This window comes from Amycolatopsis japonica (assembly GCF_000732925.1).
In the GTDB taxonomy this organism is placed as follows: domain Bacteria; phylum Actinomycetota; class Actinomycetes; order Mycobacteriales; family Pseudonocardiaceae; genus Amycolatopsis; species Amycolatopsis japonica.
The window spans coordinates 5,264,437-5,277,271 of the sequence record NZ_CP008953.1; the positions used below are offsets into that span (position 1 = coordinate 5,264,437).

10 protein-coding genes and 1 riboswitch are annotated in these 12,835 nt (G+C 69.5%); of the genes, 6 read left to right on the forward strand and 4 right to left on the reverse strand.

Annotated features, from left to right (window positions below):
- Positions 1–49: 49 nt before the first annotated feature.
- Positions 50–272, forward strand: a riboswitch (cobalamin riboswitch).
- Between the two features lie 99 nt (positions 273–371).
- The 4 genes from metE to AJAP_RS24225 all read left to right on the forward strand — a co-directional run bounded on the left by metE (position 372) and on the right by AJAP_RS24225 (position 6,757).
- On the forward strand, positions 372–2,645 hold the full coding sequence (gene metE / locus AJAP_RS24210; RefSeq protein WP_038515445.1) for a 5-methyltetrahydropteroyltriglutamate--homocysteine S-methyltransferase: 2,274 nt from the start codon (positions 372–374) through the stop codon (positions 2,643–2,645).
- A gap of 138 nt (positions 2,646–2,783) precedes the next feature.
- Complete coding sequence (locus tag AJAP_RS24215) at positions 2,784–4,229, forward strand: cytochrome P450 (RefSeq protein WP_174492042.1); 1,446 nt, start codon at positions 2,784–2,786, stop codon at positions 4,227–4,229.
- Positions 4,230–4,463: 234 nt separating this feature from the next.
- Entirely contained in the window at positions 4,464–6,275 is a 1,812-nt protein-coding gene (locus AJAP_RS24220; RefSeq protein WP_038523790.1) for a putative bifunctional diguanylate cyclase/phosphodiesterase, read from the forward strand.
- A 17-nt stretch (positions 6,276–6,292) separates the two neighbouring features.
- Positions 6,293–6,757, forward strand: a complete 465-nt coding sequence (locus AJAP_RS24225) for a peroxiredoxin (RefSeq protein ID WP_038515447.1) — start codon at positions 6,293–6,295, stop codon at positions 6,755–6,757.
- On the opposite strand, the gene AJAP_RS24230 is transcribed toward AJAP_RS24225, so the two are convergent.
- The 4 genes from AJAP_RS24230 to AJAP_RS24245 all read right to left on the reverse strand — a co-directional run bounded on the left by AJAP_RS24230 (position 6,744) and on the right by AJAP_RS24245 (position 10,720).
- Complete coding sequence (locus AJAP_RS24230) at positions 6,744–7,274, reverse strand: GNAT family N-acetyltransferase (protein WP_038515449.1); 531 nt, start codon at positions 7,272–7,274, stop codon at positions 6,744–6,746. The two genes, AJAP_RS24225 and AJAP_RS24230, sit on opposite strands and share 14 nt — an antisense overlap.
- A 163-nt stretch (positions 7,275–7,437) precedes the next feature.
- Positions 7,438–8,646, reverse strand: a complete 1,209-nt coding sequence (locus AJAP_RS24235) for an LCP family protein (RefSeq protein WP_038515451.1) — start codon at positions 8,644–8,646, stop codon at positions 7,438–7,440.
- A gap of 94 nt (positions 8,647–8,740) precedes the next feature.
- On the reverse strand, positions 8,741–10,003 hold the full coding sequence (locus tag AJAP_RS24240; protein ID WP_038515452.1) for an SAM-dependent methyltransferase: 1,263 nt from the start codon (positions 10,001–10,003) through the stop codon (positions 8,741–8,743).
- 21 nt (positions 10,004–10,024) lie between these two features.
- Positions 10,025–10,720 (reverse strand): alpha/beta hydrolase, encoded by a 696-nt coding sequence (locus AJAP_RS24245; RefSeq protein WP_038515454.1) that lies wholly within the window; start codon positions 10,718–10,720, stop codon positions 10,025–10,027.
- Positions 10,721–10,851: 131 nt separating this feature from the next.
- On the opposite strand from AJAP_RS24245, the gene AJAP_RS24250 reads away from it, so the two are divergent.
- Entirely contained in the window at positions 10,852–11,580 is a 729-nt protein-coding gene (locus AJAP_RS24250) for an SIS domain-containing protein (RefSeq protein WP_037344077.1), read from the forward strand.
- 91 nt (positions 11,581–11,671) lie between these two features.
- Complete coding sequence (locus tag AJAP_RS24255; protein ID WP_038515456.1) at positions 11,672–12,820, forward strand: EstA family serine hydrolase; 1,149 nt, start codon at positions 11,672–11,674, stop codon at positions 12,818–12,820.
- Positions 12,821–12,835: the final 15 nt, after the last annotated feature.

Sequence of the window (12,835 nt, forward strand, 5' to 3'; positions counted from 1 at the left end):
TTGCGCCTAGGTACAGGAAGGGGGCCTTCATGTACTTCTCCTTCGCGGTACGCTCCGGAGTGCTACTGGTTCGCCCGGCCTCCCAGGCCGGTCGAGGTAACAGGGAACCCGGTGCGAATCCGGGACTGCCCCGCAGCGGTATGTGGGAACGAAAGCCGTCACCGTGCGAGACACGGTAAAGCACTGGGACATGGCGCCCCGGGAAGCGACGGCCGGTAGGAGCGAGCGAGTCGCCCACGAGTCCGAAGACCTGCCCGTGGTACGCGCGCCGACGGCGTGCGTGAGTCCGGGCCTCGTGGGATGGGCACGACCGAACGGCGGTCACTCCTGCGCGCTCCGGGCTCCGACGACAAGCTCGCGAGGAGAGAGCTGTGACCGAAATCGGCACGACAGTGCTGGGCTACCCCCGGATCGGACCGGACCGGGAACTCAAGCGTTCACTCGAACGCTACTGGGCGGGCAGGATCGGCGAGGCCGAACTGCTCGGCACCGGCCGCGCACTGCGCACCCGCGCCTGGCGGGAACTCAAGGACGCGGGACTGGATTCCGTCCCCTCCAACACGTTCTCCCATTACGACCAGGTACTCGACACCACCGAGCTGTTCGGAGCGCTGCCGGAGCGCTTCACCACGCTCGGCCTCTCGCCGCTCGACACCTACTTCGCCGCCGCGCGCGGGGTGCAGGACGCGCCGGCGATGGAGATGACGAAGTGGTTCGACACGAACTACCACTACATCGTCCCCGAACTCGGTCCGGAAACGACGTTCTCGCTCACCGGCACCAAACCGCTGGACGAGTACCGCGAAGCCCGCGCGATCGGCGTCGAGACCCGGCCGGTGCTGGTGGGCCCGGTGACGTTCCTGCTGCTCGCGAAGCCGGCCGGGACGGCTCCGGAGGGCTTCCGTCCGCTGGAGCTGCTCGACAACCTTCTCGACGGCTACGTCGAACTACTGCGCCGTCTGCACGACGAAGGCGTCGAGTGGGTCCAGTTCGACGAGCCCGCCTTCGCCGCGGATCGCAGCGAACGGGAACTCAACGCGCTCATCCGCGCCTACCACCGGCTCGCGAAGGAGACCGCGCGGCCGAAGATCCTGGTCGCCGGGTACTTCGGCGGGCTCGGACGCGGACTCGGCGTGCTCGCCCGCTCCCCGATCGACGCGATCGCCGTCGATCTCGTGTCCGATGAGTCCTTTGTGGACGCCGTCGCCGCCGAACCCGCCTTGCGGGACAAAGAGGTTCTGGCCGGTGTCGTGGACGGGCGCAACGTCTGGCGCACGGATCCGACCCGCGCGCTCAGCCGGGCGGCGACGTTGCTGGGCACTGCGAAGTCGGTCAGCGTGTCGACGTCCTGCTCGCTGCTTCACGTGCCCTACGACGTCGAACGGGAGGACGGGCTTCACCCGCGGCTGAAGGGCTGGCTCGCTTTCGCCAGGCAGAAGGTCGACGAGGTCGTTCTGCTCGGCCGCGCGTTGAAAGAAGAGGAAGTCGACCTCTCCGCCGCCCGCGCCGCGGCCACGGATCGCGCGACGGCGGCCGATCTGGCCGACAGCGGGGTCCGCGCCCGGCTGGAGGCGCTGCGGCCGGAGGACACCGTCCGCTCCCCCTATGCCCGGCGGGCGGCGGCTCAGCAGGCCGCGTTGAACCTGCCGCCGTTGCCGAGCACGACGATCGGCTCGTTCCCGCAGACCACCGACGTCCGCAAGGCGCGGGCCGCGCACAAGGCGGGTTCGCTGGACGACGCGGGCTACGAAGCCGCGATGAAGGCGGAGATCGAGCGTGTCGTCCGGCTGCAGGAGAACCTCGGCCTCGACGTGCTGGTGCACGGTGAGCCCGAGCGCAACGACATGGTGCAGTACTTCGCCGAGCGGCTGGCCGGGTTCGCGGCCACCGACTTCGGCTGGGTGCAGTCCTACGGTTCGCGCTGCGTCCGGCCGCCGATCCTGTACGGCGACGTCTCGCGTCCGGAGCCGATGACCGTCGAGTGGGCGCGCTACGCCCAAGGCCTGACCGGCAAACCCGTCAAGGGCATGCTGACCGGACCGGTGACGATCCTGGCGTGGTCGTTCGTCCGCGACGATCAGCCGCTGGGCGAGACCGCCCGTCAGGTGGCGCTGGCCATCCGCGACGAGGTGCACGACCTGCAGGAGGCGGGCATCCGCGTCATCCAGGTGGACGAGCCGGCGTTGCGGGAGCTGCTCCCGCTGCGCGCGGCGGCGCACGAGGCGTACTTCGCGTGGGCGGTTTCGTCGTTCCGGCTGGCGACTTCCGGGATCGACGACGCCACGCAGATCCACACGCATATGTGCTATTCGGAGTTCGGTGAGGTGGTCAAGGCGATCGACGCGCTCGACGCCGACGTCACCAGCATCGAGGCCGCGCGGTCGAAGATGGAGGTCGTCACCGATCTCGGCGCGGCGGGCTTCGGCCGCGGCGTCGGGCCGGGTGTCTACGACATCCACTCGCCGCGCGTCCCGGGCGTCGAGGAGGTCAGCGGCCTGCTGCGGACCGCCGTCGGCGCCGTGCCCGCCGAGCGGATCTGGGTCAACCCGGACTGCGGCCTGAAGACCCGCGGCTACGCCGAGGTCGAACCGGCCCTGCGGAACCTGGTCGCGGCGGCCCACACGGTCCGCTCCGAACTGGCCTGATCGGTCCGTGAAGGCCTCCTTGAGGGACCCTGGGTCCCTCAAGGAGGCCTTCACGGAACTTCCATCGAGGTATTGTCAAGGCGTCAATAAGGGTGCGATGGTGGAGCGGTAACCGGTCTCAGCGGGGAGATGGTCACCATGGCGAACGCCGTCGAAAAGGTCACCGGGGCGCTGCGCGAGCGGGTTCCGCCGCTCACCTCGATCCCCCTGCCGCGTTCGGTCGACCAGCGCTGGCTCGGCGCGACCTGGCCGGTCCGCGAACTCGCGCCCGCCCCGCCTGGTCTCAAACCCGTCCTCGGCGACGAGGGCCCGCCGGTCATCGGGCACGCGCTGGACTTCATGCGTTTCGGCATCGAGTTCGGCCTCAAACGCTACGAGACCTACGGACCGGTGTCGTGGATGGGCGCGTTCGGGCGCCGCATCGTCGCGCTCACCGGGCCGGAGGCCACCCAGATCGCGTTGGTGAACAAGGACAAGGCCTTCTCCCAGGAAGGCTGGAAGTTCTTCATCGAGCAGTTCTTCGACCGCGGCCTGATGCTGCTCGACTTCGGCGAGCACCATCTGCACCGCCGGATCATGCAGGCGGCCTTCACCCGGCAGCGGCTCACCGGTTACGTCGACCAGATGGGCCCGGCCCTGCGCGACGGCATCGCCGCGTGGGCCGACCGGCCGAACCCGCGGATCTACTGGTCCCTCAAGCAACTCACGCTCGACGTCGCGACACGTGTGTTCATGGGCATGAGTTCCGGCGACGACGCGGCCGCGATCAACCGCGCGTTCGTGAATTCCGTGCGCGCGGGCACGGCCATCGTGCGGTTCCCCGTTCCCGGCGGCCGCTGGGCGGCGGGATTGCACGGCCGCAAGGTCCTCGAACGCTACTTTTCGGCGAACCTGCCCGCGAAACGGGCGAGCGACGGCGACGACCTCTTCACCGCGTTGTGCCACGCCACCACCGAGGACGGCGACCGCTTCACCGACGCCGACGTCGTCAACCACATGATCTTCCTGATGATGGCCGCGCACGACACATCGACGATCACCAGCGCCGCCGCCGTCTACCACCTCGCCAAGCACCCGGAGTGGCAGGAACGCGCGCGCCGGGAGTCGCTCGCGCTCGGCGACGACGTACCCGACATCGAAGCGCTGGAGACCCTGACGACGCTGGACCTGGTGATCAAGGAAGCCCTGCGCCTGGTGGCCCCGGTTCCTTCCCTGACCAGGAAAACCGTTAAGGACACCGAGGTTCTCGGGCATTTCATTCCCGAAGGGACACTCGTCGGGGTTTCCCCGACCGTCAACCATTTCTCGCCGGAGCACTGGACGGATCCGATGCGGTTCGACCCGGACCGCTTCGGCGAGGATCGCCGCGAGGACAAGTCGCATCGCTACGCGTGGATGCCGTTCGGCGGCGGGGCGCACAAATGCATCGGCCTGCATTTCGGGACGTTCGAGGTGAAGGCGCTGCTGCACGAGATGCTGCGGGCGTATCGATGGTCGGTCCCGGAGGGCTACACCGCGCGCTGGGATTACGTGTCGCTGCCCGTGCCGGCGGACGGCCTGCCGGTCCACCTGACGCCTCGGTGAATCCATGCCCACGATCGAGCACTCTTGGTAACTTCCGGTCACCACTCGTGTAGCAGCGATCACCCTTTCAGCCGGTAGACACCCCGGATCGCGCATGGTGCCGTGGCACTACACCCGGTCGGCTCATACCTAGTGTGGGTCCGTGGGCTCGGACACCCGGTCTGAGCTGGCCATCAACCGCGCATGAAGAGGTGAAGTGTGCCCGAACCTGGTTCCGCGCCAGGGTTGGTGGACGTGGCCCGGAGATGGGCCGAGACGCTCGCTGACACTAAAGGAGTATCGCTTCCCAAGGAGCAACTCGAACGGTTCCTGCTCGGCGTCGCCGAGGACGCCGTCCGTGCCGAGCCCGAGCATCAGCCGGCTCTGCAGCGCTTCTCCAAGCTCTACTCCGCCTCTCCCATCGGGATCGCCCTCGCCGACGCCAACGGCACCATCGTGGAGGCGAACGCCGCGCTCGGCCGTCTGCTCGGCTGTCGTCCCTCCTCACTGCGCGGCCGGGAGATCCCCGACCTCGGCTCCGCCGAACACGACGTCGCCCGCCTGCGGAACGCGCTCGCGCAGCTCATGACGCACGGCCGGCCGACCCAGCAGGAACGCCTGCTGCTGACCCACAGCGAGGAAGGCCCGCTCTGGGGCGACGTGACCCTGACCGATCTCCCCGGTGACCGGCCCGGTACGACCTATCCCGTGCTGATGGTCGCCGACGCCAACGAGATCCACCTGCTGCAGGAACAACTGCGGCACCAGAACGTGCACGACGTGCTGACCGGCCTGCCCAACGCCACCGCGTTCGGCAACGCCCTCGAAACCGCGCTCGCCGGTTCCGGCGGCGAGCAGGTCGCCCTCGTCTATCTCGACATCGACGGCTTCAAGGTGATCAACGACGGGCTCGGCGCCGGCATCGGTGACCAGGTGCTGCGCGGCGTCGCGACGAAGCTCAGGTCCGTGTTCGCCGGCAGGCACGAGGGTGCCGTCGCCCGGTTGTCCGGGGACGGGTTCGCCGTCCTGCTGCGCGGCGATTTCACGCCGCCGCAGGTGATCGCCCTGGTCGAGCAGGCGCTGGAAGAACTCGCCGAACCGATCTACCTCGGCGGGCACGGGATCGGGGTCAGCGCGAGCGCGGGTATCGTCGTCCGCCCGGTCGCCGACGGCGGCTCCGAAGACCTGTTGCGGGCCGCGGAAATCGCCCTGCACCGCGCCAAGGAGGCGGGCAAGGCGCAGTGGATGCTGTTCGACCCGGAGCTCGACGCGCGTGACCGTGGCCGCTACCAGCTCGGCGCGGTCATCGCGGGCGCATTGGAGAACGGCGAATTCTCGCTGATCTATCAGCCGACGGTGAAGCTCGCGAATCCCGACCAGCTGGCGGCCGTCAACGCCGGGCTGCGCTGGAGCCATCCGGAGAAGGGCGAACTGGACTCCGACGAGTTCTATCCGCTGGCACAGATCACCGGGATGACCATCCCGCTCGGCCGGTGGCTGCTGGCCGAATCGCTCGCCGCCACCGCGCGATGGCGGAGCAGGTTCGGCGACGCCGCCCCCGACGTCTGCGTGCGGCTGCCGACCCGGCTGGCCATCGAGCCCGATCTGGTCCTGCTGGTCAAGGAACAGCTCGACCGGCACAACCTGCCCGCACAGGCGCTGCGGCTGTGCACGGACCGCGATTCCGTGCTCGACGCGAGCGGCGAGGTGCTCGATTCCTTCGCCGTACTGGCCGATCTGGGCGCACAGCTCGTGCTGACCATCTCCGGTTCGGACGATCTGGAGCTCATCCCGCGGCACGGGCTGCCCGTCCGCCATGTGATCCTGTCCGGCCCGGTCGTCGACGCGCTGGCCGACGGCGAGAACGATGCCGACGTCCGCCATCTGTGCCAGCTGGTCGCCAGGGCCAAGGAGCTGAAACTGCGCATCGGCGCGGAAGGCGTCCACAGCCACGAACAGGCCGAACGGCTGCGGCGGTACGGCGTCCTCGCGGCGCGGGGTTCGTTCATCGCGGATTCCGCGACCGGGGACGAGGTCGACGAGCTGATCGAACGGCACGCCCACTGACGTGACAGGATCGCTCCATGGACCAAGGTGACCTCGCCCCGGACTTCACGCTGCCCGATGACAAGGGCGAAGACCGCACGCTGTCGGACTTCCTCTCGTCCGGTCCGGTGGTGCTGTTCTTCTACCCCGCCGCGATGACCAGTGGCTGCACCGCGGAGAGCTGTCATTTCCGCGACCTGGCCGCGGAATTCGCCGAAGTGGGCGCGCATCGCGTCGGCATCAGCCCGGACGCCGTCGCCAAACAGCAGGAGTTCTCCACCAAACACGGCTTCGACTATCCCCTGCTGTCCGATGTGGACGGTGTGGTGGCGAAACAGTTCGGCGTCTGGCGCAAATTCAGCCCGCTGCACGCCAAACGGCACACCTTCGTCATCGACACCGACCGCAAGGTGCTCGAAGTGATCAAGAGCGAGCTGAAGTTCACCGTGCACGCCGACAAGGCGCTCGCGGCCCTGCGCGAGCGCAAGACTAAGGACGCTTGAGCCGCCAGAACCGGTCGACGCCCGCGCAGGCGGGGGCGTGCGGCGGTTCGGCGGGCTCCTCGCCGACCATCGTGAACCCCAGCCGCGCGGGTACGGCGCCGCTCGCGAGGTTCTTCTCGTCGTGCCGGATCTCGACCTCCGGCGCGCCGAGCCGGAAGGCCTCGTCGGCCAACAGCTTCGCGGCCCTGGTCACGAAGCCGCGGCCGGTGTGGTGCCTACCGAGCCAGTAGCCGATCTCGATCCGGTCCGGATGCGTGATCATGCCCGCGCCGCCGACGAGATCCTCCCCCGCGAGGATCGCGAAGTCGTAGGTCTTGCCGTCGGCCCAGTTCTTCGCGGACCGCTCCAGGAAGTCGGCGGCTTCACGGCGGCCGTAACCGTAGGTGGCCCAGATCATCCAGGCGCCGAGGTGCTCGGCGGAGTCGCCCGCGACGGCGGCGAGGGTTTCGAGCTGCTCGGGCTTCCAGCGGCGCAGGGTGACGACTTCGTCGGCGAGGGTTTCGGCGGGCGCTTCCATCCGCCCATGGTGACGCGCCTCGGCTCCGGGCGCCTCCGGTTTTCGGCGCCGAACGGGTTTCGCGGGTGCCCGGAGCACGAGGCCCCCGAACGCTATGAAAGGTCCTTTCCTTGCAAAATTTGCAAGGAAAGGACCTTTCATAGCGCCTGAAGTGACCCGAGGATCAGGTCAGAATCGCGCTGTCCGGGATCTCCGTGTCGTTCTTCAACGCGTCGAACAGCAGCTTCGACTTCGTCTTGTCCCAGTTCTCCGCCGAGCCGTTGGTCACCGGCACCGTCGTGGTGACGACGCCGCCCGACGAGATCCCGCGCATCGCCAGCGCCAGCCCGACCAGGTTGTGCACGTGGTCGCCCGAATCCATGGTCAGCGCGTCCGGCGCGGTCGACAGCAGCGGGAACAGCGTGAACGGGTTCAGCAGCGTGCCGGGGCTGCCGATCTCGCTGACCAGCGCGCCGATGAACTTCCGCTGGTTGGCGACGCGGTCGAGGTCCGAACGCGGGGTCGCGTCGCTGTGCCGCATGCGGACGAACCCGAGCGCCTGCGGGCCCTGGAGGTCCTGGCAGCCCGCGGGGATCTTGATCTTGGTGAGGGTGTCTTCCATCGGCTTCTCGACGCACATGTGCACCCCGCCGATCGCGTCGACGATCTTCGCGAAGCCGCCGAAGCCGATCTCGGCGTAGTGGTCGATGCGCAGGCCGGTGGCGCCTTCGACGGTCTGCGCGAGCAGCGTCGGGCCCCCGATCGAGAACGCCGCGTTGATCTTGTTCTTGCCGTGCCCCGGAATGCTCACCTGCGAGTCGCGCGGGAGGCTCAGCAGCGTCGGTTTGACGCTGTTGGACGGGACGTGCGCGATCATGATGGTGTCGGTCCGCTTGCCGCCACCGGCGGCCTTGGAGTCACCGGTGACCAGTTTCTCCTGCTCTTCGGGCGTGAGCCCGTCCCGGCTGTCTGAGCCCACGATCAGCCAGTTGGTGCCCTCGGCCGCGACGGGGCGGCCGGAGTAGTCGGCCAGCGCGTCGACGCGGTTGATCGAGAACTCCAGGTACACCCACACACCGGCGAGGAACACCACGAACACGGTCAGCAACGTGAGCAGCACCTTGCCGAAGCCCCAGCGCTTACGCCGCCGCGGCGCCCGCGCGTCGTCCATCGGGCGCCCAGGAGGGGGCTGCGGCGGGCCTGGACGGCGCGGAGGCGGGCCGGCGGGGCGCTCCTGGCCTCCGTGCCCCATCGGCGTCGTCCGCTCGTCGTACGGGCTGCTCCCCCGGCCCGGCAGCGGCATCATCTGCGCGGGCTGGTGCCGCCGGGGGCGGCCGGACGGCGGCCGTTGTGGCGGCAGCCGTCGCCCTCGGTCGTCGCCTCCATACGTCATGCCGAATCACCCGTCCCGATCTCGCGTGTGGGGCCCAGTCAACCGCAGACCCTAGGTGAAGGACGTCCGGCACCCCGCATCGGTTGGGTGGTGCTCACCGTCCGGTTTCGGCGAATCCGAACTGGTGGACCTTGAGATACCCCGACCGGAACCCCGCTTCGGAGTACGCCAGATAGAACTCCCACATCCGTTTGAAGACGTCGTCGAAGCCCAGTTCGGTGATCTCGTCCCACCGCTGAGTGAACCTCTCCCGCCACAGCCGCAACGTGCGGGCGTAGTCGTGACCGAACTCGCGCACCCCCTCCAGCCGCAACCGCGCGTGCTCCAGCAGGCCCTGTTCGACGGAGGTGGTCGACGGGATGAGCCCGCCGGGGAAGATGTACTTGTGCACCCAGGTGTACGAACGGGCCGCGGCGAGCATGCGCTCGTGGTCCATGGTGATGGCCTGGAGCCCCAGTCTGCCGCCCGGCTTCAGCCGCTTCCCGATGGTCTCGAAGAACGTCGGCCAGTACGCCTCCCCGACCGCTTCGATCATCTCGACACTCACCACCGCGTCGTACTCACCGGAGGAGTCGCGGTAGTCGCACAGCCGGACGTCGACGCGGTCGGCGAACCCCGCCGCCGCGATGCGTTCGGTCGCCAGCTTCGCCTGCTCCTCGGAGATGGTCAGCGACGTGACCGTGGCACCGCGCGCGGCGGCCCGGATCGAGAGTTCGCCCCAGCCGGTGCCGATTTCGAGCACCGTGCTGCCTTCGCGGACGCCGGCGTAGTCGAGGACGCTGTCGATCTTGCGGTGCTGGGCGGCGGTGAGGTCGTCGTCCGGGCCGAACAACGCCGACGAGTACATCATCGACGGGTCCAGGAACGCGCCGAACAGATCGTTCGACAGGTCGTAGTGACGATGGATGTTCGCCCGCGCGCCCTCGACGGTGTTCTCCTCGCCGTCCGGGTGACCGCGGTCGACGAACCGGCGGAACCGCTGCAGCAACGGCGGGATGAGCGTCGCCATCCGCTCCGCGAACGGGGTCAGCACCTCGGCGAGCGCGTCGCTCGTCCAGTCACCGACCATGTACGCCTCGCCGAAGCCGATCTTCGCGTCCACACCGAGGCGGTGGAAGAAGGCGGCGGGGCGGTTGAGCCGCATCTCGGGCGCGTCCGGGCCGCCCGCGCCCAGCTGCGAGCCGTCGGGCATGCGCACGCGGACGTTCAGCGGGCGCACCGCGTGCCGGAACAACTGTTCGGCGATCCGCGCCCGGAACGGGGAATGCGGTGGGGTGGCCAATCCCGGCCACCGGGTTTCGTCGGGACCGGGAAGGCCGGCCGAACCTGCCGTCCGATCGACGCTCGACGTGGACATGGGTACTCCCTCCCGCCCGGTCTAGACCGGGATCCGCAGCCGCTCCGAGCTCGGCCGATCCCAGGCTCCGCTCAGCGTTTCGTCAGTGCCCCCGGCTTCGATCAGCTCGAGCGCGAATGCCCGTACCAGACGGTTCCAGACCCGAGACCTTCGCAGCATCGCGTGCCCCTCGCCACCGATTTCAAACCGCGCCGACCGCGATGTCACCTTTTCGGCGCGTTCGGCGAAAGCGTGTGATGCCACCGGATCCGTCATCCGGTCCTTGGTCCCGTGCGCGATCAGCACCGCGCGGCCGCCGACGGCGTCGATGGGTTCACCCGGCGGTGTCCACGGTGCCAGCGCGCAGACCCCGATGACGGCCGGATCGTCGGCCACGCGCAGGCCGACCCGTCCCCCCATCGAGTGGCCGACGAGGATCACCGGCACGCCGGGGTGATCGTCGCGGATCCGCGCCAAGGCCCAGCGCGCGTCGGCGAGCGCGTCGGTGCCGTGGTCGTTCCAGCCGTAGATCCGGTTGCGCAGCAGCCGCACCTCGACCCCGTGCCCCCGGCCCGCCCGGTGCACGTCCTTCGCCAGCGGCACCATCCGCTGGTACGCCAGCCGCCACGGCGCCACGCGGGCATGACTGTGCTCCGCGCCGCCGTGCAGTACCAGCACCACGGCTTTCACCTGGCCGCGTGCTCGCCAAGTCCGCACCGCGGGATCAGCCTCGCTCACCCTGGACCCTCCAGTCTCCGAAACCCCGGCCGCAGTGATCGGGTCAACCTCGATCATGACCCCATGTATTCCACTTCGGCGATTGGTCCACGCGATACATTCGTCGCTGATCTCCAGACGGAAGGGCGGATGTGGTGAGCACCACCGAACGTTGTGCAGACGTCGCCGAACGGCTCGCGGAGGCCGAACGGGGTAACGCGGAGCAGATCCGGAAGTCGGCCGAGCTGATCCTGGGGGTCATCCGGGCCGACGCCCTGGTGTTCACCGCCGGGGCCGGGCATTCGCTGGCCGCGGTCGCCGAGACCTTCTACCGGGCCGGCGGGCTCGCCTGCGTCTACCCGGTCTACCACCCCGAACTGCTGCCGCTGCACGGCGCGCAGCACAGCACCAAGACCGAGCGCCGCTCCGGGCTCGCCGAAGAGGTGCTCGCCGAGCGCGCCCCCGGTCCGGACGATCTGCTCGTGGTGTTCTCGACGTCGGGTGTCAACCCGTACCCGGTCGAACTGGCCGCCGGGGCGCGCAAGCGCGGGGCGTCGGTCATCGCGGTGAGTTCGGCCGCCTCCGTGGCCGCGGCGCCCAAGCGCGCGGCCACGACGCTGATCGAAGAGGCGAACATCGTGCTCGACTCGCACGTCCGTCCCGGCGACTCGAGCTACCCGCCGGAGGCGCCGCGGACCGCGCCACTGTCCACAGTGATCAACGCGTTCCTCTGGAACCTCGTACTCGCCGAGGTCGTGGACCTCGGTGCGGCGCAGGGCGTCGACATCCCGCTGTGGCGCAGCTCCAACGTGGACGGTGGCGACGAGGCCAACGCCGCGCTGCTGGCCAAGTACGGCGCGCGGGTCCCGGCCCTGCGGTAGCGATTCGCGGGGACGGGCCTCTTGACTCGTCCCCGCGACGCTTCTACGGTCACATACCGACCGGTCGGTGTCCCCACGGGAGGTCCGCGCCATGACCGAGATCCACGGCGACTGCGCGGCGGGCTTCGAACCCGTCCGGGCCGCCTTCGAGGAGAACTTCGCCGGACACGGTGAGATCGGCGCCGCGTTCTCGGTGACCCGGCACGGCGAGGCCGTGGTCGATCTCTGGGCGGGTTGGGCCGATCCGGACCGGACGACGCCGTGGCGCGCGGACACGCTCACCAACGTCTGGTCGACCACCAAGGGCATGACCGCGCTCTGCGCGCACCACCTCGCCGACACCGGCGCGCTCGACGTCGACGCGCCCGTCGCGAAGTACTGGCCGGAGTTCGCGGCCGCGGGCAAGCAGGACATTCCCGTGCGATGGCTGCTCTCGCACCGCTCCGGGGTGACCGGGATCGGCGTCGAGCGGCCGGTCAAGGTCGAGGAACTCTACGACTGGGACCACATCACCGGACTGCTCGCCGCGCAGCCACCGCTCTTCGAACCGGGCACGGCCAGCGGCTACCACGCGTTGTCGTTCGGTTTCCTCGTCGGCGAGGTGATCCGCCGGGTGAGCGGACAGGACGTCCGCGCGTACTTCGCCGAGCACATCGCCGGTCCGCTGGACGCGGACTTCCGGATCGGCCTGGATTCCGACGACGATCTGGCACGCTGCTCCACCCTCGTCGAGCCCGTGCTGAGCGACGAGATGAAGACCGCGCTGACCCAGGCGTTCGCCAACGCCGGTCCGGTCGCCCTCGCGGCGCTGGCGAACCCGCGCGTCCAAGGCCGCGACGCCAACGATCCCGCCTGGCGGCGCGCGATCCTGCCCGCCTTGAACGGACACGGCACCGCCCGGGCCATCGCGACCGTCTACGGCGCGGTCGCCTCCGGGCGGCTGCTCTCGGCCGAGGCGCTCGCGACGGCCCGCGAAGGGCAGGGCCGGGAGGCCGACGTCGTCGGTGGGCTGGGCAACGAATTGGCGCTGGGGTTCTACCTCGGCAGCGAGGAACGCGGCTTCGGCCCGAACCCGCGCGCGTTCGGGCACGACGGGCTCGGCGGCTCGTCCGGCGGCGCCGACCCCGAGAGTGGGATCGCCTTCGGCTACACGATGAACCGGATGGGGCCGCTGATGCGGGACGATCCGCGGAAGATGGCGCTGGTGAACGCGACCTTCGCCTCCCCCGCCCTCGCGTGACCGGGCCTCTCATCC

What these genes read in the sequence shown, in the direction of transcription:
- AJAP_RS24235 (WP_038515451.1), bottom strand. Translation starts at nt 8,646, where the DNA reads ATGACGTATGGAGGCGACGACCGAGGGCGACGGCTGCCGCCACAACGG.
- AJAP_RS24240 (WP_038515452.1), bottom strand. Translation starts at nt 10,003, where the DNA reads ATGTCCACGTCGAGCGTCGATCGGACGGCAGGTTCGGCCGGCCTTCCC.
- AJAP_RS24215 (WP_174492042.1), top strand. Translation starts at nt 2,784, where the DNA reads ATGGCGAACGCCGTCGAAAAGGTCACCGGGGCGCTGCGCGAGCGGGTT.
- AJAP_RS24225 (WP_038515447.1), top strand. Translation starts at nt 6,293, where the DNA reads ATGGACCAAGGTGACCTCGCCCCGGACTTCACGCTGCCCGATGACAAG.
- AJAP_RS24230 (WP_038515449.1), bottom strand. Translation starts at nt 7,274, where the DNA reads ATGGAAGCGCCCGCCGAAACCCTCGCCGACGAAGTCGTCACCCTGCGC.
- AJAP_RS24255 (WP_038515456.1), top strand. Translation starts at nt 11,672, where the DNA reads ATGACCGAGATCCACGGCGACTGCGCGGCGGGCTTCGAACCCGTCCGG.